The 19030-nt window shown below is 37.8% G+C and carries 17 protein-coding genes and 1 pseudogene; 10 read left to right on the top strand and 8 right to left on the bottom strand.

Annotation, left to right across the window (positions count from 1 at the left end):
* Window positions 1-8: 8 nt before the first annotated feature.
* Window positions 9-3353, bottom strand: coding sequence for an LptF/LptG family permease (locus JM64_RS04590; RefSeq protein ID WP_064011676.1), 3345 nt, complete (start codon window positions 3351-3353; stop codon window positions 9-11).
* Window positions 3354-3578: 225 nt separating this feature from the next.
* Between JM64_RS04590 and JM64_RS10315 the strand changes: the two are divergent.
* Window positions 3579-3710 (top strand): annotated as a pseudogene (locus JM64_RS10315) (IS110 family transposase); the annotation flags it as partial.
* Between the two features lie 49 nt (window positions 3711-3759).
* Here JM64_RS10315 and JM64_RS04600 read toward each other — a convergent pair.
* From JM64_RS04600 to JM64_RS04625, 6 genes are read right to left on the bottom strand one after another with little or no spacing between them, the layout of a single operon-like run.
* Window positions 3760-4467, bottom strand: a complete 708-nt coding sequence (locus JM64_RS04600) for a phosphate signaling complex PhoU family protein (RefSeq protein WP_064011678.1) — start codon at window positions 4465-4467, stop codon at window positions 3760-3762.
* 46 nt (window positions 4468-4513) lie between these two features.
* The gene (locus tag JM64_RS04605) at window positions 4514-5317 is read right to left on the bottom strand and encodes an NAD(+) kinase (protein WP_064011679.1); all 804 of its coding nucleotides are present in this window, start codon (window positions 5315-5317) and stop codon (window positions 4514-4516) included.
* Window positions 5314-5610: a YggT family protein gene (locus JM64_RS04610; RefSeq protein WP_064011680.1), complete on the bottom strand. Its 297-nt coding sequence runs from the start codon at window positions 5608-5610 to the stop codon at window positions 5314-5316. The genes JM64_RS04605 and JM64_RS04610 overlap by 4 nt, the downstream gene beginning before the upstream one ends.
* Window positions 5611-5639: 29 nt before the next feature.
* Window positions 5640-6335 (bottom strand): YggS family pyridoxal phosphate-dependent enzyme, encoded by a 696-nt coding sequence (locus tag JM64_RS04615; RefSeq protein ID WP_082868297.1) that lies wholly within the window; start codon window positions 6333-6335, stop codon window positions 5640-5642.
* Window positions 6325-7320 (bottom strand): Holliday junction branch migration DNA helicase RuvB, encoded by a 996-nt coding sequence (gene ruvB, locus JM64_RS04620; protein WP_082868401.1) that lies wholly within the window; start codon window positions 7318-7320, stop codon window positions 6325-6327. The genes JM64_RS04615 and ruvB overlap by 11 nt, the downstream gene beginning before the upstream one ends.
* A gap of 37 nt (window positions 7321-7357) precedes the next feature.
* Window positions 7358-7756 (bottom strand): hypothetical protein, encoded by a 399-nt coding sequence (locus tag JM64_RS04625; RefSeq protein WP_156487898.1) that lies wholly within the window; start codon window positions 7754-7756, stop codon window positions 7358-7360.
* Window positions 7757-8074: 318 nt separating this feature from the next.
* On the opposite strand from JM64_RS04625, the gene JM64_RS04630 reads away from it, so the two are divergent.
* From JM64_RS04630 to JM64_RS04665, 8 genes are all read left to right on the top strand, one after another.
* The gene (locus JM64_RS04630; RefSeq protein ID WP_197473459.1) at window positions 8075-8539 is read left to right on the top strand and encodes a MarR family winged helix-turn-helix transcriptional regulator; all 465 of its coding nucleotides are present in this window, start codon (window positions 8075-8077) and stop codon (window positions 8537-8539) included.
* Window positions 8540-8542: 3 nt separating this feature from the next.
* Window positions 8543-10294 (top strand): ABC transporter ATP-binding protein, encoded by a 1752-nt coding sequence (locus tag JM64_RS04635; protein WP_064011682.1) that lies wholly within the window; start codon window positions 8543-8545, stop codon window positions 10292-10294.
* A 22-nt stretch (window positions 10295-10316) separates the two neighbouring features.
* On the top strand, window positions 10317-12233 hold the full coding sequence (locus JM64_RS04640) for an ABC transporter ATP-binding protein (protein WP_231882478.1): 1917 nt from the start codon (window positions 10317-10319) through the stop codon (window positions 12231-12233).
* A 290-nt stretch (window positions 12234-12523) separates the two neighbouring features.
* Window positions 12524-13117, top strand: a complete 594-nt coding sequence (locus tag JM64_RS04645; protein WP_064011683.1) for a uracil-DNA glycosylase — start codon at window positions 12524-12526, stop codon at window positions 13115-13117.
* A 26-nt stretch (window positions 13118-13143) separates the two neighbouring features.
* Window positions 13144-13677 carry a metal-dependent transcriptional regulator gene (locus JM64_RS04650; protein WP_082868299.1) on the top strand — a complete coding sequence of 178 codons (534 nt, stop codon included), beginning with the start codon at window positions 13144-13146 and terminating at the stop codon, window positions 13675-13677.
* Complete coding sequence (locus tag JM64_RS04655; RefSeq protein ID WP_064011684.1) at window positions 13670-14605, top strand: SDR family oxidoreductase; 936 nt, start codon at window positions 13670-13672, stop codon at window positions 14603-14605. Before JM64_RS04650 ends, JM64_RS04655 begins: the two co-directional genes overlap by 8 nt.
* Window positions 14574-15797 (top strand): replication-associated recombination protein A, encoded by a 1224-nt coding sequence (locus JM64_RS04660; protein ID WP_064011685.1) that lies wholly within the window; start codon window positions 14574-14576, stop codon window positions 15795-15797. The genes JM64_RS04655 and JM64_RS04660 overlap by 32 nt, the downstream gene beginning before the upstream one ends.
* Before the next feature lie 34 nt (window positions 15798-15831).
* The gene (locus JM64_RS04665) at window positions 15832-16410 is read left to right on the top strand and encodes a macro domain-containing protein (RefSeq protein ID WP_064011686.1); all 579 of its coding nucleotides are present in this window, start codon (window positions 15832-15834) and stop codon (window positions 16408-16410) included.
* Here the strand turns inward: JM64_RS04665 and JM64_RS04670 are convergent.
* Entirely contained in the window at window positions 16407-18377 is a 1971-nt protein-coding gene (locus JM64_RS04670; RefSeq protein ID WP_064011687.1) for an SUMF1/EgtB/PvdO family nonheme iron enzyme, read from the bottom strand. The genes JM64_RS04665 and JM64_RS04670 overlap by 4 nt on opposite strands.
* Window positions 18378-18536: 159 nt before the next feature.
* Here JM64_RS04670 and JM64_RS04675 point away from each other — a divergent pair, with 159 nt between their 5' ends.
* Window positions 18537-19025 carry a DUF4894 domain-containing protein gene (locus tag JM64_RS04675; protein ID WP_064011688.1) on the top strand — a complete coding sequence of 163 codons (489 nt, stop codon included), beginning with the start codon at window positions 18537-18539 and terminating at the stop codon, window positions 19023-19025.
* Window positions 19026-19030 lie beyond the last annotated feature (5 nt).

Consider the following 19030-nt stretch of genomic DNA (forward strand, 5'->3'; position numbering starts at 1 on the left):
TTTTGTTATCACATCCCACTGAATTGGAATTGACCTGCCTTTGGATCCAAAAGGAAGAAAATGTCAGATATGTCTGTAAGATAGAACTTAAATGTAAGCTTATCCAAAAAGTCTAACCAGTTACCAGTGCTTTTATATGATAAGTCTACACCTACAAGAAGTCTCCAACAATGCAAAGACTTATCAATTGATAAATTCATGCTATCAATAACATTTCTTGATGGGTCGTACCTAAGCTTTATATAAATATTTGGGTCAATCTTTTTTGTGCTCAATTCAAGAAGATACCTTTTTGTATTATCTGTGTTGTACGATATTACATACTTCTCATCCTTCCTTTCCATACTGTAAGACAAGCTCCAATTCGGTTCTGCTCCTGCTGTTCGCACGTAGTAAGTTCCACTTATCTTAGTATTGTAATCAAACAAGTTAAACGAACCGGACACGGTAGCTCGCTCTATGTAGTCAGGTTTCTGATAAATCGTTGCACTAAGATTAGAATATTTTAGAGTGTGAATATACATCGTTATTGGATTCCCAGGAGTTACTGAGAATTGCAAAGAGTAACTTGTTTGAATGTCTTTAAGATTAACCCCAACATTTATATTCTGAACACCAAGCTTCGCATTCTTATTATCATATGCTCCAGAGATTGAACCGTTTGTATTGATTAGGCCAAATTGCTCTGAAAAACTTATAGAAAACGTGTCTTGTAACTGTGTGTTATTCAGAAAGTCAACACCTCTACTAATACTTGCTGTCAAGTTCTGAGAGTTCAGGTTAAAGGTAAGTTTAAAGATGTTTTTGTTAGTTGTCTTTGGTTCGTCCAGAAATGCAAAAGATTGTTCCCAGCTACCTGTAAGTCGAAATGGACCAATATTGTAGCTTAAATCTACAAGGTATCTATCAGACATACCAAGTGATTCTGTTTTTGTTGCAGATATGTTTGAAACACCCTTGATACTGAAAGTATAGTTGAAATTCGTAGTGAACGAATCCCATTTGAAAGTCCAAGGAAGTTGATAAGTATAAAGAAAAGTTCTGCTATGACCACTTTCAGATAACGTGCCGGACATGTTGAGAGTATACTTTATGTCATTATTGGCGATATTCAAATTATATGTACCTCGGTACGTTGGCACCCAATCTCTTTCTAACGATGTTAAATATCCATCAGTTCTTATCTGTAAATTGTTATCGAAGCTAAAGTTGAGTCTATTAGCATCTAAGATGACAAAAGACATATTTCTGATGCCACCGTTAATATAAATTATCGTATCTGTCAAACGTGCATCGTACATTATGTAAGGCTTGAAATAAAGTTGTGCCTTCTCATCTTGTAATGAAAGTCCTATTCTTTGGTAATAGTTAGCGTCCGAGAGGTAGTTACTTTCAAGGTACACAATACCATCGTATTTATAATATATTGTTTTGTTGGAATATCTATAAGTCAGTGGAAAGAGGGTAAACTCAAATCTGTCTGCTTTTAGGTCGTATGCTACTTTATTCAGTTTGTTAACGTTATCGTTGGCTTGAAACGTTACGTTGTCTGTTCCCAAAGCCAACTTCGTATTCCAGTTGTTAACATTAAAAGCAAAAGTTTGAGAAACTCCAAATGTATTACCTAAAGTAAAAGTCAAAGAATATGGTGGTTCACCTTGAAGAGCTGTTACAAAAACTGGGTATGGGAAAATGGGAACTCCAAGAACTACAAGGAATGAGTTCGTGGCAATTATGTATTTGTTTTCCAAAACATAAACTTCTTCTGAAAGTATCAAATAATGAGGTTCTTCATAGCTACAAGTAGTTATCGAAGGGTTACGTATTTCTATTTGCATCTTTTTCTCGTCATCGATGTTTTCGACTTCTATCTCTGAACCATATACATATATGGGAACGTTTTTACCTTTGTAATTGTAATTATAGATAGTTTTTGCGTTAACTACAAGCACCCTACTTGTTTCAAAGTGGTAAGTAAGCGATTTTGCGACGTATTTCCTATCACCATCGTAGAATGACACATTTCCTGAGGCGAATACTGTTTTTACCTTACCGGACTCCAGTGTAGCAGTTGCCTCATCACATTCTAGTCTGTATTTATCCCATACTACTGTAATTTTGTCTTTCAAAAAGACAGAATTTTCCGAAAAATTCGCGATATTTGCAGTAACTTTCAAATCACCAGCAAAACCTGTTGATAAAAGAATGAAAGAAAAAGAAGCAACAATCAAAAACACTACAAAAAATCTACTGAGGATTTCTCTTGCTCTGTAAGCTATCGGGGTATCCATAAGCAAGTAAAGTATGAGCCCCACCACTGCGAACAGGATGTTTGGCAACCACGTAGCCAATACTGGATCCATAAGTCCTTCTTTTCCCATACCAGAAAGCCAGGCACCGGAACCTTGATAAAGCACAACAAGTACGAACGTCAAAATCACACTCCAAGATTTGCTTGAAAAACCAAAGAGCAAAGATACAGGCAAGCCTATGAGTACTATAACTAATGAACCAAGGGCTGTTGCATAACGTTGATGTAATTCCACAGTCAGAGATGCAGTATTTATACCTAATTTCTTGTAGGTCTCGAGTTGTTCGCGAAGTTCCTTTGAGGTTTTATCACGAGTTGTTTTATAGGCTCTAAGCATCTGCTCAATCTCCCCTGCAACGTCTAACTTCATTTCCTTAAACTGCATATCAAGCTTCAGAAATCCGGTTTCTAGTTCAACAATATACATGTTACCATCGAGCAAATACCAGCCATCTGCTTTCTTTATGACTTTCTTTGATGTTAAAATTTGTTCGTTTCCTTCCTCGTTTCTAAAAAGAACGACATCGTATAGTTCCCCTTTTTGCTTGTCATATTGCTTTACGTAAAAGTAAACGTCTTTTTCAAGCTCTACAAGCATATTTGTCTTGATAACGGTTTCTGGAGCTTGAAGAATATATTGATTTAATACTTGTGATGATTTGTAATTTGCGTTAGGAACGATGTAATCATTCAGAAGCCAAGAAAAAAATCCCAAGATTATTGAAAGAATCAAAAACGGGGTCACGAGTCTTTTTGACGAAATTCCATGGACCAGTATTGCGGTAATTTCCTTATTCGTCGACATTTCGCTAATCACCCAAAATATCGCGAAAAGCACGCCCACCGGTATGCCAAGAACCGTGAAATAAGGAATGTTGTATGCGACAAACAATAAAAGCTTTGAAACCCCTACCCTGTTTCTTATTATATAGTCGGAGATTTGGTATAACCACTCGACACTTACAAAGACAATGAACCCGGCAAGTCCCATGAAAAAAGGCTTAAGTGATTGTTTGAGTACGTATTTTGTGAGAGTTTTCAGAGTATATCCCTCCTACGTAAAAGTATGGTATAAATATTTTAGTCAAAAAATAGGCAGGGCAGGACGACTTAGTGTCCCTTGGCTTTCAAGCCATTACGGGAGTCTGTCGCCTGCCTTTAACCATGATAAGTTGGTTGGGTTTTTAACCCTCGTCACACTGGAGGTTTGGTTCAGCAGGCCCCTGCCCTCGCCTTTTAACCTATTCAATCGAAAGGAGGTTTTAGTATGTCTCAAAACTTCTCCATCTTTGTCGGTATTGACATCTCCAAGCATAAGTTCAACGCCTGTGCTATCCAAAATCCTAATTCTATCATCTTCGAATCTGCTTTCGATATGTCCAAACAAGGGTTTTCCTCCTGAAGAAAATTAAACGGTAGGGTTTTTCTTAATATTACTTGTAATATTTTCAATCTTGTTGAGACAAATCTTTGAAGAGCTCTATAGAAAACTCTTTAAGAGAATCTTTGTAGCACGTATAGTATTTGCCTGTAATAATGAAGTGAGTAACTTCGATTATCTGGACTGAATAATCTGATATCTCCTCCAACCCTTTTGAGATGTCCATCAGCATCAACGCACGTTTGACAACCCTTGGATTATCTTGAATCAATCGAACTATTTCTTCGCTGAATTTTGAGTAAGACTCATCAATTTGTGCATCTTGAGCACAAATTGCAGCAGCACCTTCGATGTTCTGATCCACGTACACTCTCAGTGATTTTCTCAGCATCCTTTGCGAAAATCTAAACATATCCGGAATTGAAATGCTCTGGTTTATGTCTGGCTCTTTTACTAAATCTAAAATGTCAGAAGCAATGTCTCGCAATCTGTCAGCTATGTCAAGTAGTATCTTCGCAATAATGACAGAACCAGATATAAATCGTAGGTCGCGTTTGTCTGGTGTAAACATACCGAACAGCTGTTGTGAAAACTCAAGAATCATGAGATATTCATTGTAAACATCCCAGTAATTGTTGTTAACTTCTTTTGCAATGATATCGTTTCGCTCCTTAAATGCAATAGAGCAGTTTTGGAATATATCTTCTACATACCATCCTTCCTTCATAACGTATTTCTTTAATTCTTCAAGCTTTTCTTTTATTATCCATTTCACATCAATCACCTTGCATTCTAATTATGATTGGAAAAAACACTAATTATCACTCTGAACCGTTCTTAAGAAGCCTCTTACCGTAACCGATTTTCTCTTTAATCGAGGTTGAAAAATCATAAGACTTCGGACGTAACAGTGTTATCACTTTGGAACATTTTCTAACATACACTTCTTTGACTTTTCCTACAACATCTCCATCAACCACGAGACTAACCATGTCGCTCACGGTAATTTTTATCTTCTCTGTACTTGGTATAACCAAACTACGTGTAGCCAAAAACTGTGGTGCCATGGGGGTGATTTCAAATGCTTCAACGTTTGGAAGGATAATTGGTCCTCCAAGCGCTAACGCATATGCAGAAGACCCCGTTGGAGTGCTGACAACTAAACCATCAGCATGGTAATAAAAAGTTCCATCTGTCATTTCTACAGTGAAGTCAACAATTTTCTGAGAAACATCTTTCTGCAAAACAGCGTCATTTATGGCGAAAAAAACTCCTACTTGGCTCTCAACCCTAAGTATCCACCTTTTATCTTCTACGAAATTCCAATTTTTTAAATCCTCTATAAGTTTGTCGATTTCTGAAAGTAGGTAGCCTGAGAAAAATCCGAGTCTTCCAGCTTTAACTCCTATCACTGGACACTTGACTTTTTTCAAAACACGAAGAACCGTGCCATCTCCACCAACGGAAATGACAACTTGTGGTTCAAACGTTTTATCATCTACAACTTCCGGAAAATTTTCTGACGAATCTTTGAAAAACAAAATATCAAAATGACTTTTCAGCTTTTCGTATACTTCCTTTGCTGGAACTACGTAGTCTGTTCTGTAAAATATTCCAATCTTCACCGTAACCTCCACCCCAAGTCAATTAACGACTGGGCAAGGAACCTATCCAAAAAGGCAAGAAGCAAAATTGCTATAAGTGGTGTTATATCTATATAACCGATTGGGGGAATTATCCTTCTAATAGGCCTTTCAACAATATCTGCAAGTTCACGCAAAATGTGGTAAATCTTGAAAGAATAAGCTTGTGGTATCCAACTGAGTATTGCAGCAATTATTATCACCGCTGTTTCAAAATTAAAAACCATCCGAAGAACTATCCCAATTGCGTAAAAAAAGTTACCTATAACAAACATAAAACCACCCCTTTTTGTTATTGTTTATTTTACTTTGATTTTCTTTCGCCAAATAAAGCTGTGCCAATTCTTACAATAGTGCTACCTTCCTCAACAGCAACAGTATAATCATTTGTCATTCCCATTGAAAGTTCGACAATATCTGGAAAATCGCCTCTTAGTTCATCTCTCAGAGCTTTTAACTTTTTAAAATACGGTCTTGTTATTTCTGGTTCAATGTATGGTGCCATGGTCATCAGTCCAACTATTTTAACGTTGGGATATTTAGTTGCTTGTATTAGGAAATCCCTTACCTGTTCTGGTTGCAAACCAGCTTTTGTTTCTTCACCAGACACGTTCACTTCAAGCAACACATGTTGCGTCTTATTGAGTTTTTTTGCCACTTTATCAATCTCTTCCAGTTCTTCAAGCCTGTAAACCGAGTGAATCAACTTTGCAACGGGAACTATGTATTTAACTTTGTTCGTTTGAATTCTGCCTATAAAATGCCACTCTATGTCTGTGGCTTGGAGAACTTTGGCTTTGTCTCTTAATTCCTGAGCATAATTTTCCCCAAATACTTTTATTCCAACTTTAAGTGCTAAATTCAACACTTCTACAGGTTGTGTTTTTGTAACCGCAACAAGCTTTATTTCATCACAATTACGACCAACTTTTTCGGCATGAATTCTTATATTATTCAGAACGGTATCATAATTTTTTCTGAGTTCTTCTTCAGTAATCACCGAAAAGTCCCCCCAATGTGTTCATTCCGAAATATTTGTAAGTCTTTTCAGTTACCATCCTTCCCCGAGCCGTTCTTGCCAAAAAACCACTTTGCACAAGAAATGGTTCGTATACTTCTGCAATGGTATCTTCCGTAATTCCTAACGAAGCAGCAAGCGCTTTCAGTCCGACAGGTCCACCTTTGTAAACTTCGATAATGACTTTCAAAAGCTTTCTATCCATCTCGTCCAACCCGTACTCATCGATTCCGAGCAGATTCATAACTTCGTTAACAGTTTCCGTATCTATGACTTTCGAGCCTTTCACAGTACTCAAGTCTCGAACACGTTTCAACAACCTAATTGCGATTCTTGGTGTTCCACGTGAACGCCGTGCAATTAACAGAGCAGCTTCTGGTTCTATCATGACCTCCATTACCTGGGCTGCTCGAGTTATTATTAAACTAAGCTCTTCCTGTGTGTAGAAACTCATTTCAAATATCATACCAAACCTGTTCCTTAGAGGTGAAGTAAGCAATCCACTTCGCGTTGTTGCACCAATAAGGGTAAATGGTTGCAAATCCACTCTTATAGACCTTGCGGCAGGTCCTTTTCCAATCATTATATCAATCTGAAAATCTTCCATAGCGGAATAAAGTATCTCTTCGACACTTCTACTCATTCTGTGAATTTCATCGATAAATAGAACATCGCCACGTTCAAGATTCGTTAATATCGCTGCGAGGTCTCCTTGCTTTTCAAGAACAGGACCGCTTGTAATATGGATATTAGCATTGAGCTCGTTAGCAATGACAACGGCAAGTGTTGTCTTTCCAAGTCCTGGAGGACCAGCCAAAAGTATATGGTCAAGTTGTTCACCACGCATCTTTGAAGCAGATATCGCAAGTTTCAAACGCTCTTTGATGTTATCTTGACCTATATATTCAGACAAGAACTTGGGCCTTAGAGAGTACGTATCATAAGCATTTCTTTCAGGTGAAAATATTCTTTGAGCTTCTAAGGTTTCCTTTGGTATGTTATTTTCATTGAGTACTTTGTCTTCGTTCACCGACTTTCACCTCTTCCTCAATGGGTAGGTTCATCTTTAGCCCATACCTTCCTATATCTATCCTGACCTTAGTAAAACCGCTTACTTTTATGGACCCGCTTTGAATTTTTCCAAAAAGTTCTGCGTTAGATATTAAGAAACTGAAGTTTTGGTTTCTAATCTTGTCACTGTTCCAGCTTCCTATATATTTGCCATCTTGCGTAAATACTCGGAGTTGAACTATCTCAATTTCATTTTTTACCCCGGGCGTTTCAACGATTAAAGATGCATCACAAAGTAAAGAAATTCCTTTCTGCTCACAGCTCAGGATTTTGAAAAGAACTTTCGTGCTTTCCAGTTTTTTGAAAGCAACTTTTAGACTTCTCACAGACATATCAAGCAAAACAAGGGCAAGCAAGGTAAGGGAGAAAAAGAAAATGTAAAATATTAAGCGCTTTTTATCTACTGTTATACTATATACCCCCTGTGTGGTATTTTTAAGTCACAAAACGTATTTATCCTGGTGATATTATAACACGATTAACTATGATTTTAAACCCCAAAGATGAACACCGCCAAAAAGTCTTTTCAAAAATAAGTATTGACATTTCCAAAGCTGAGAGTTAATATACTTATACGTCTAAATATTAGACGTATAAGTATTAACCACAACCAACTTGCTAAATTTACAGCCTTTTTGGAGGTGAGTTTTTTGAAGGAATTGATTGAAAACGCTGGTATTTTGGCACTTTTGAATTCCATCCAAAGGTCCGTTTTCAAATTCATTCACGAAAGAACACTAAGAGAGTTCAACATTCATCCAGGCCAGATACCTATCCTATTTGTTCTCAAGAAACATCAGGGACTAAGCCAAAAGGAAATTGCAAAACGAATTGGTGTAGAGCAAGGAACTGTTGCTATTATGCTTCGAAGGATGGAGAAAAATGGACTGATAAGAAGAATACAAGACGAGTCAGACAAAAGAGTTACGCGTGTGTACCTTACAGAAAAATCGGAGAACTTACTCAAAAACCTTTCAGCAGTGTTAAAAGAAGCAGAGGTACTTTTGTTAAGTAGCCTATCAGACAAGGAGAAACAAGAACTTGAAGGGTTGTTGAAAAAAATCCAAGAAGTCCTTAGACAAAAAGTTGGAGAATACTGTCCGAAGGAGGCATAAACAATGGTAATAAAGATGGCTTTCAAAAAGTACTGGCTTCTAATAATAACTACCGTTACACTGGTAGCTGTTCAGGCTATTATTTCACTATACTTGCCAGATTTGATGTCAAAGATTGTCGACAAAGGTATCACACGAGGAGACGTAGATTATATTTGGAGTATTGGTAGTAAAATGTTGCTTGTTTCATTGATTAGTGTAATAGCAGCTGTTATTGCAAGTTACACATCTTCGATTGTGAGTATGGGACTTGGAAGAGATTTGAGAAATTCTGTTTTTGAAAAAGTTTCTTCCTTTTCCCTCGAGGAAATGAACAAATTCAGCACTTCTTCTTTAATAACAAGAACAACGAACGATGTAGTCCAGATACAACAAGCAACGGTGATGATACTTAGAATGGTAGTAATGGCACCTATTATGGCTGTTGGTGGAATAGTAATGGCGGTGAATAAAGATGCCAAACTAACAGGTATACTCGCTATATCTCTGCCTGTAATGCTCGGTGGTTTGGGTTTAATTGCCGCCATCGTAGCACCACTTTTCAAAAGCATGCAAAAGAAAATAGATAAGTTGAACCTTGTTGTCCGAGAGAGGGTCACCGGCATACGTGTTATAAGGGCTTTTAATAAAGAGTGGTATGAAAAAAAGAGATTCTCAGATGCCAATATCGATTTAACGAAAACTGCTCTGTGGGTCAACAGAATGGCTTCCATATTATTTCCTTATATGATGGTAGTGATGAACTTTACAACACTTGCCATAATATGGTTTGGTGCTAAGCAAATTGATGCTGGAAATTTGCAAGTCGGTCAGATGATGGCAGTTATGCAATACGTTCTCCAGATAATGTTTTCGTTTATCATGATATCCGTTATCTTTATTTTCCTACCAAGGGCAAGTGTATCTGCAAAGAGAATAACCGAAGTCTTAAGTGTCGAACCGAAGGTGACGGACCCAAAGGCTTTAGGGAAACAAATCACATGGTTTGAAAGTTCGGAGCCTACAGATATCAAAGGCATTGTCGAATTCGAAAATGTAACGTTCGCTTATCCTGGGGCAAAGGAACCTGTCTTAAGCGAGATTTCGTTTAAAGCAGAGCCTGGGAAGATAACGGCAATAATAGGTTCCACAGGTTCTGGTAAGACAACGCTTCTTAATCTAATTCCCCGGTTCTACGATGTTACACTTGGGAGTGTCAAGATAGACGGAATAGATGTCCGGGAAATTCCGTTCGATGTTCTCAGAAGGATTATAGGTTACGCCACGCAAAAACCTGTAATTTTCACTGGTTCCATTAGAGAAAACATCAAATTTGGGCGAGCTTGGGTAACAGACGAAATGGTAGAAAGGGCAGCCGATATCGCACAGGTTCTTGAATTTGCATCGAAATACCCAGAGGGACTTGATTACCATATAGAACAAGCTGGTTTGAATTTGTCTGGTGGTCAAAAGCAAAGGATTTCCTTAGCAAGAGCGATAGCAGGAATGCCCAGAATATACCTCTTTGACGATACGTTCAGTGCACTCGATTTCAAAACAGATGCAAAAATAAGGTTGAGATTATTCAAAGAAACGAAAGATGCTACTGTAATTGTCGTAGCTCAAAGAGTTGCAACAATAATGAACGCAGATCAAATAATTGTTTTAAAAGACGGAAAGATTGTAGGTATAGGTAGTCATTCAGAACTTATGAAAACAAACGAAATCTATCGTGAGATAGTTTACTCACAACTTTCGAAAGAAGAAGCCATTTGACAGAAGGCAAGAGGTGAGAAAGATGAGCGAAGAAAGAAAAATGGAACAACAAACAAGACCTATTGCAAACGATAGAAAATCAATAAGACCCGGAGGACCTGGAGGATTCGGAGGACCTGCATTTGCGCGTGGTGGTGAAAAACCAAAAGATTTCAAAAATACTACTCGGAAACTGCTGAAATACCTTAAACCTCACATAATTGGAATCGTTATTGTTTTTGCACTGACGATTGTTGCTACAATACTGACGATAAAGGCCCCAAAAATCCTTGGACAGGCTACAACGGAGATTTTTAGAGTAGTTATGCTTAGAAAAACGCCGTTAGCTGGGTTCTTAAAAACAAAGATGGACTATGAAAAAATCTTTGGAATCCTACTAAATGTTGGAATTCTATATACAGTTGCTGCACTTTTGAACTTCCTGCAAGGTTATCTAATGGCAGGAATCACACAGAATATTGTGAAAAAAATGAGAGAAGATATTAACAACAAACTCGAGAGACTTCCCCTGAAATTCTACGATGGACATTCACATGGAGATGTGATAAGCCGTGTGACAAACGATGTGGATTTAATTAGCAACACTTTGCAACAAAGTTTAACACAATTCATCTCAGGTATCGTTACTATCATCGGCATAACTTACATGATGATAACAATTAACCTTAACTTAACACTGCTCACGCTCATAACACTGCCAATGAGTGCTTTCGTAACGGTATTCATTGCCAAGAAATCACAAAAGTATTTTGCCGCACAACAAAGATACCTTGGCGAGTTAACTGGTAAAGCGGAAGAGGTGTACGGTGGCTTTTTAGCCGTTAAGACCTACGGGAGAGAGAAAGATGAAGTTCAAAGATTTAGGAAAATAAATGAAAAACTATACAAAGAGAGCAAAAAAGCCCAATTTATTACAGGTATAATAATGCCTGTGATGAACTTTATAGGGAACTTGGGTTATATCATAGTAGCTGTTGGTGGTGGCGTTCTTGTTACAAAGAAAGCTATAACAGTAGGTGATGTTCAGGCATTCATCCAATACTCAAGGCAATTTAATCAACCGATTGTTCAAATTGCCAATATTGTAAATATGATTCAATCCACACTGGCAGCTGCCGAACGAGTCTTTCAAATACTTGAAGAGGAAGAAGAGGAACCCGATAAGCCAGAAGCTATTGAGCTAGAAAGAGTGAAAGGTGATATCAAATTCGAAAATGTTAAGTTCAGTTACGTTCCAGAAAAGCCACTTATTGAGAACTTAAATATAGATGTTAAAAGCGGGCAGATGGTTGCAATCGTCGGTCCAACAGGTGCAGGTAAAACAACACTTGTCAATCTTCTCATGAGGTTCTACGAAATCCAAGGAGGTAGCATAAAAGTCGATGGAATAGACATCAGAGACATCAAGAAATACAATTTGAGAAAACACTTTGGCATGGTCTTGCAAGATACCTGGCTATTCAGAGGAACGATAAGGGAAAATATAGCATATGGTAAAGATGGCGCTACAGAAGAAGAGATAATTAACGCTGCTAAAATGGCACACGTGCATCATTTCATAATGGCTCTACCTGATGGTTATGACACTGTAATAGGAGAAGATAGCTCTAACATCTCTCAGGGTGAAAAACAACTTATCACTATTGCAAGAGCATTCTTAGCTGACCCTGACATATTGATTCTCGACGAAGCAACGAGTAACGTTGATACACTCACAGAGGTTTATATTCAAAGGGCTATGAGAGACATTATGAAAGGTAGAACATCTTTCGTAGTAGCACATAGGCTCTCAACTATCAAGAATGCGGACATTATATTAGTTATGAACGAAGGTAGGATTATCGAAATAGGAAAACACGAAGAACTCTTACACAAAAATGGGTTCTACGCAGAGCTTTATAGAAGTCAGTTCCTTGGTGCTATGGTTGAAACAGTGTAGTATTCAAGACGTGTTTTTAAAACTAACTTTCTTTTTTTGAGTGAAAGATAAGTATCAACGCTACCGTTTTGAGGCGGTAGCGTTTTTTATTAGCGATGTAAGAGCGAACAAAAACTCCTTTGTTAAGTATTGATTTTGTAGTTTATTTTGTGATATAATAAAATTGTTAGCCAAACTTTGTTTTTTTGCTTGTCAATTTCTTCTAAAACCCATATTAAGTTTTGCAAAATCAACCTGAGTACTTCCAGTTTTGTGAATAAGACAAACTAAATTGGGGGAGATAAATAGAGATGAAAAAAGAAGAACTCATGGCAATAATTGAGCAAAGAATACGTGAGTGCCAAGCCTGTCCACTATGGCTACAAAGAACGAACGTTGTTCCAGGTGAAGGTAACCTGCATTCTCCAATAATGTTTATTGGAGAGGGACCTGGCGAGGAAGAAGACAAACAGGGGAGACCATTTGTTGGAAAGGCAGGGCAACTTTTAACAAAAATTTTGGAATCTGTGAATATAAAAAGAGAAGACGTCTATATAACGAACGTGGTGAAATGTAGACCACCAAACAACAGAGTTCCTACACCCTTAGAAATTCAATCTTGTTCTCCTTTCTTAATTGCTCAAATAGAGGTCATAAACCCCAGAATGATAGTTCCACTTGGTAGTACTGCTGCTTCGTTCTTCCTTGGCAAAGATGAACCTATTACAAAGATAAGAGGTAAGGAGTTCGTATGGAAAGGTGGAATAATTATATTCCCAATGTTTCACCCAAGTTATTTGTTGAGAAATCCATCGAAAGAAAAGGGTAGCCCAAAAGATTTAACCTGGCAAGACATAAAAAAGGTTCGAAAATATTACGATGAGTTTTTGAAAGGAAATATGTAATAAACAATACAAAGGAAGGAGCGAACGTGGGAAATGAATTCAAGGAACAAAAAGTTGAAAAACATGAGAAGTTAACACCAACCGTCATGAGTTATATATCAACGATATATAACCTTATAGAAAAAGAAGGAGTTGCACGTATAAGCGATATTGCAAGAGCAAAAGGTGTATCTTACGCTAGTGCAACGAACGCTGTTAAGAAACTTGTATCCTTGGGATTAGTTGACCACAGAAGGTATGGATTTGCAAAGCTAACCCCCCGTGGTCTCAGAATTGCACAAATGCTTAAATCTGGTGAGTCGAGAATTAAATACTTCTTTATGTACGTAGTCGGGATTCCAGAAAAAAAGGCAGAACAAATAGCGAGCTTGATGGTATACGACCTCGATGCCGAAACTCGAAGAAAGCTTAGAAAGTTTTATTCTATACTTATTGATTTTACAAAAGACAAGGCAGAGGAACTTGAGCGATTCATTCAAGAACAAAGGAAAAATACTGAACTCCCAGAAGAAGCATACAGACTAAAAGGAAAAATAAAGGAGGACGAAGACTATGAGTAAGATCTTGGTTACAGGCGGAGCTGGGTTTATCGGTTCTCATCTGACAGATAAACTCGTTGAACTCGGGCATGAAGTAGTTGTAATCGACAACTTATCTACTGGAAAGCGAGAAAATGTAAACCCAAAGGCTAAATTCTATGAAATGGATATATACGATGGAGAAGCAATTAACAAATTGTTCGCTGAAGAAAAATTCGAATATGTTTTTCATCTGGCTGCACAGGCAAGTGTTGCTGTTTCGGTTAAAGACCCTGTCAAAGATGCAAACGTGAATATAATAGGTAGTCTGAATCTGATAAAAGCATCTATTGAAAACAGCGTTAAAAAGTTTATTTTCTCTTCAACCGGCGGTGCTATTTACGGAGAAGAAGTGAAAGTATTTCCAACACCCGAGAGTGTGTTTCCGCAACCTATGTCACCGTATGGTATAGCAAAGTTCAGCGTCGAGAACTATCTCAGGTTCTTCAGCAAAGAGTTTGGATTGAAATACACGGTGCTAAGATACGGTAATGTCTACGGTCCAAGACAAGACCCGTACGGTGAAGCTGGTGTTGTTGCAATTTTCACCTCCAGAATGCTAAAAGGAGAGGATTGTATTATCTTTGGTGACGGCGAATACGTGAGAGACTACGTGTATGTTGAAGACGTCGTTGATGCTAATATACGAGCTATGGAAAGAGGAGACAGTTTGGTAATAAATATCGGGACAGCTACAGGAACAACAACCAATGAACTCTTCAAGATACTCAAGAAACTGACCGGGTACAAGAGGGACCCGATATACGGTCCTCACAGAAAAGGAGACATCCGAAAAAGCGTTCTCTGCTATAACAGAGCGTGGATTGAATTGAAATGGGAACCGAGATATACGTTGGAAGAGGGGTTGAGGAAAACTGTTGAATGGTTTAAGCGAAATACTCAGGCCTAAGACTTTTGAAGAATTCATTGGACAAGAGCACCTGCTTGGGAAGGGTGCTCTTTTACGTATATCTATAGAACAGAATCAACTTTTTTCCGCTATTCTTGCAGGTCCACCGGGGACCGGCAAAAGTTCTGTTTTACAGTTGATAAAAAGTTACACCGACTATGAAATTTACCATTTGAACGCTGCTTTCACATCTGTAGAGGAAATAAAGAAACTTGAACAGTACGCGTACAATCTTCGGGGTATAAAAAAAGTACTAATCTTCATAGACGAAATACATAGGTTTAACCGCAAACAACAAGACGTCTTTTTACCTGGTGTGGAAACTGGAGTTTATGTGTTGTACGGCACAACAACGGAAAGTCCGGAACATTCAATCAATCCTGCACTTCTCTCACGCTGCAGAGTGTTACGGTTTAAGAAACTAAGTAACGAAGACCTTTTAAAAATTCTCGAAAAAGCCATCAATTATCTGGGGATAAGGACAAGCGAGTCAACACAAGCATACCTCATAAATTCGGCAAATGGAGATGCACGGTTCTTGCTCAACACATACGAGCTCTTATCAAATATTGCGAAAAACCAGGGAAAGGATATTATAGATGATGAGATTTTGAAAACCTACTTTGGTGAAGAATACACAAAGTACAGTGACACGGAACACTACAATCTTGCATCTGCTTTTATCAAAAGCATCAGAGGTAGTGACCCCGACGCTGCTCTTTACTACATGATGCGCATGATTGAAGGCGGAGAAGACCCGCGTTTCATCGCGCGAAGACTCGTTATCTTAGCAAGTGAAGATGTGGGGCTGGCTGATCCATTTGCACTTGTGCTCGCAGTTGCAACAAGTCATGCCGTTGAAAGTGTCGGCTTACCCGAATGTATAATAAACCTTTCAGAATGTGTTATTTACCTTTCGCTTGCTCCAAAGAGTAATTCCAGTTACGAAGCGGTATCAAAAGCTCAGGAACTGGCAAGAAAGACAATGAACATACCTGTTCCAAGGCATTTATTGAATGTTGAAAATAGTGGATACAAATATCCACACTTGTACGGTGGTTTCGTAAAACAAACTTATCTTCCTAAACAAGTAAAGGATAAGATTTACGTTCCAAAAAATATAGCTAAAGAAGCAAAGTTAGCAGAAGTTTACATAAAGCTCTGGAAAGAACGTTTTTCTTCGCAGGAATAGGATGTAAAAGATGGGGAAAAGGGAGGAAAGTAACATGGGGACCTTTGAAACGAAAGGTTTTGTCAATATTGGAAGTGTTGAAATAGAGTTCATTGTTGGAGATATAACAAAATTAGATGTAGATGCTATTGTAAATGCTGCGAATTCTTACTTGCAACACGGTGGAGGTGTTGCAGGTGCTATATCACAGGCTGGAGGTCCTGAAATCCAAAAAGAGAGTGATGAGTATGTAAGAAAAAACGGGCTTGTTCCTCCCGGAGGCGTGGCTGTAACAGGAGCTGGGAATTTGAAAGCAAAGTATGTTATACACACTGTTGGACCGATAGGAAACAAGAAAGGTAACGACGAAATTATGAAAAAGGCTTTCGAGAATGTATTCTCGAAAGCCGATGAATTAGCGATAAATTCTATTGCAATTCCTTTCGTTGGGACTGGAATCTTTGGTTATCCTCTCGAGAATTTCATTAAGGTTTGTGTAGATGAAACATTAAGGTTCTTTTCAAACTACAAAGGCTCGATAAAATTAGTTGTTTTTTGCGACATAGATAGTTCAAAGGTTCAGAAGCTGTTTGAAACTTTTGAAAATAACTCTAAGCATTTTAAGCAACCCTAGAACAACCAAATTCCCAGTCTAACTTTTATTTCTATCACTTTTCCCCCTCTATCAATTGTGAGGGTTGAAATATCACCTTGCTTTTTTCCGGATAACGCCTTTAGAGCATCATCAAATGATTTCACGGTTTTTCCATCGATTTTTACTATTACATCACCAATTTTGATACCCGCGAGTTGTGCAGGTGAACCTGTCTCTACAAAAGCTACGTAAAGACCTTCTGATTTTACGTTGTACTGTTTCTTAACATTCTCATTTACAACAAACCATGTAATTCCCAACAGCTTGTTGTTAAGAGGTTTTTTGATTATGTTAAATGCTTCTTCTGCATCCATTACAACTCTAAAGGTTACGTCATTTCTTGGTTCCGATGGTGTTAAAGGAATTCTATCTGTAATTCTTCCAGCTACGGCACCCGCTCTCCCAACGACGTATGTTCCAGTGGTATTCAACGGGTTTTCCTTAGGAAGCTTTTTGTAGGCATCCTTTGCATAGTAATCTCTGCACAATTCAATAGGGTAACCGTAAGTATTTACAACCCCGTAAGGCGATATATCTACGTTTTCAAACTCATCCACTGTATAATCTCTTCTTCCATCGTTGTACTTAGTCTGGCTTTCGTTACCCCAAGGATATCTTCTTCCATCCGTACCTCGAGCTGCCTTCTCCCATTGTGCTTCCGTTGGAAGCTGGTATCCTGCCCAATCACAATATGCTTTTGCTGAAGCGTAATTTATACCGGTTATCGGAACATTCAATAAATCACCTGGAGCGGAATAACTTACTCTAACTTTTTGACCTAGAAAATCTATCTCAACAGGGTTTATCTGTTTTCCAACAATGATGGAAGACCCCGTCTGTGAAGCTTTCAGAAAATCAAGATACTGTTTCACAGTAACAGGGTATTTAGATATGTAGAACGATGAAACATAAACTTCACGTTGGGGGAGTTCATCTTCTTCAACATTTCTCCAAGACGCATCTGCCCCCATTTTAAACACTCCGCCGGGAACAAGAACAAAAGTTACTCCTGTTCTTGGGTCAACGATTTCTTTAGGGTAGATATTTATCTTTCTAACCTCTTTGCCTTCCACTTTTACAGGAACATCAGCGACAATCGTTGCCACACCGTCCTTATCGTATATAGCTTTTTCTATGATTGTAGCAATAGATTCGACCTTTGTTTGCTGAGTGGGTTGAACATATTGGACAATTTGAGAAGGTTGTTCTTTCGTTTCTTTGTAAGTAGAAAATACAATATCATTTTGATTGACAACAACTTTACCCCACTGTCCAGAAATTTCATATTGTGTGTCTGAAAATTTCTTAACTACGCCGTAGAGTTTTCGTCCAGTATTAAGAACAACCAAGTCGTAACTTTTGGCGTATTTGTAAGGGATATAAATGTATTCCAGTGCACCTTTTAGTATGAAAAATGTATTTTTGTAACTGTCTACTATAGTAATATAGTCGCCACTTGTATTCAATTCAAGCCCAACAATCATTTCCCCATTAATTAGAGAGCATATGTAGTAATCGTTGAGTACTAGTTCAACCTGGAAGAAAGATTCTGATGTAATGCCAGGTAATTCCGCTTTCTCAAAACCCAGGAAATCCACACTATCTGATTTCAGGTTTATCTTAATTTTTCCAAACCATGTTGTGACCACCGCATAATCTTTGGATAGTTCGGTTACATAACCACGGTATCTTTTGCCGCTGAGGGAAAATTCTTGACCGCTCTGCGGTATTGTTCCATTTTTAAAAACTATGCTTCGGATATTAGATACCGGAATCTGTATCTTACCAAGTGTAGTATTTAGAACTACGTAGTTACTGTTCGAATCTTCTATAGTACCTTCAAGAGTTGAACCGTCTCTGTAAACCACAATGATGGCAAAAACTTCTGATAATAATAACAGCATCGCCACAAGGAAAATTGATAAAACGCTTATCCGAGTTCTCATAGTTTCTACCTCCCTCGATTGCACGTCGCATTACATTGAAATTATATCAAACTTTTGAAAAAACTTATTCACTTTAAGGAAGAATTTGTGATAAAATATGTTTGAATATTACATAAAACAAAATCAAAAATTCAAAATTAAGATCGTGAGGACCAAAACATGATGAAGAAACAACTAACAATTATCATTTTCTACATTATTTTGTTATCATTTTCTACATATCATGCAAAGGCATCTAACACCAAGGAAATTAGAAGTGATTCCAAATCAACTTATTGGTTCTCAATTTTTTACAGTGAAAGACTCTGGAAGGTTGATAGAAATGGTCGTATATATGACATCTACCCAAATGATGATATGGCAGTTTTAATGGCAGGTCCTTTCGTAACAGGCTTAGATGTTGATATCACTGAAGGTAGAGTCACTAGTCCATTTTTAAAGTACTTACCCCCGACAATACCATTGGGCGTTTTCGAAATTAACCTTAAAGAGAAATACATTATCACAAAAAATTCAGCAGTGGTCTATATAACAGATATTAGTGATATACAGTCTTGTGTTAATACGCTTGCCTTGATGTGGTATTATATGGATTCCAAGAAAATATATCTCTTCAAAAATGGTAGAATTTATAGAATAAAGGGGTGATTATC

It is taken from the genome of Fervidobacterium pennivorans, from assembly GCF_001644665.1.
Lineage (GTDB): Bacteria > Thermotogota > Thermotogae > Thermotogales > Fervidobacteriaceae > Fervidobacterium > Fervidobacterium ngatamarikiense.

Excerpts from the sequence above, each read along its gene's own strand:
- JM64_RS04665 (WP_064011686.1), top strand. The coding sequence starts at position 15,832 with ATGGGGACCTTTGAAACGAAAGGTTTTGTCAATATTGGAAGTGTTGAA.
- JM64_RS04645 (WP_064011683.1), top strand. The coding sequence starts at position 12,524 with ATGAAAAAAGAAGAACTCATGGCAATAATTGAGCAAAGAATACGTGAG.
- JM64_RS04675 (WP_064011688.1), top strand. The coding sequence starts at position 18,537 with ATGATGAAGAAACAACTAACAATTATCATTTTCTACATTATTTTGTTA.
- JM64_RS04640 (WP_231882478.1), top strand. The coding sequence starts at position 10,317 with ATGAGCGAAGAAAGAAAAATGGAACAACAAACAAGACCTATTGCAAAC.
- JM64_RS04655 (WP_064011684.1), top strand. The coding sequence starts at position 13,670 with ATGAGTAAGATCTTGGTTACAGGCGGAGCTGGGTTTATCGGTTCTCAT.
- JM64_RS04625 (WP_156487898.1), bottom strand. The coding sequence starts at position 7,756 with ATGTCTGTGAGAAGTCTAAAAGTTGCTTTCAAAAAACTGGAAAGCACG.
- JM64_RS04670 (WP_064011687.1), bottom strand. The coding sequence starts at position 18,377 with ATGAGAACTCGGATAAGCGTTTTATCAATTTTCCTTGTGGCGATGCTG.
- JM64_RS04635 (WP_064011682.1), top strand. The coding sequence starts at position 8,543 with ATGGTAATAAAGATGGCTTTCAAAAAGTACTGGCTTCTAATAATAACT.
- JM64_RS04610 (WP_064011680.1), bottom strand. The coding sequence starts at position 5,610 with ATGTTTGTTATAGGTAACTTTTTTTACGCAATTGGGATAGTTCTTCGG.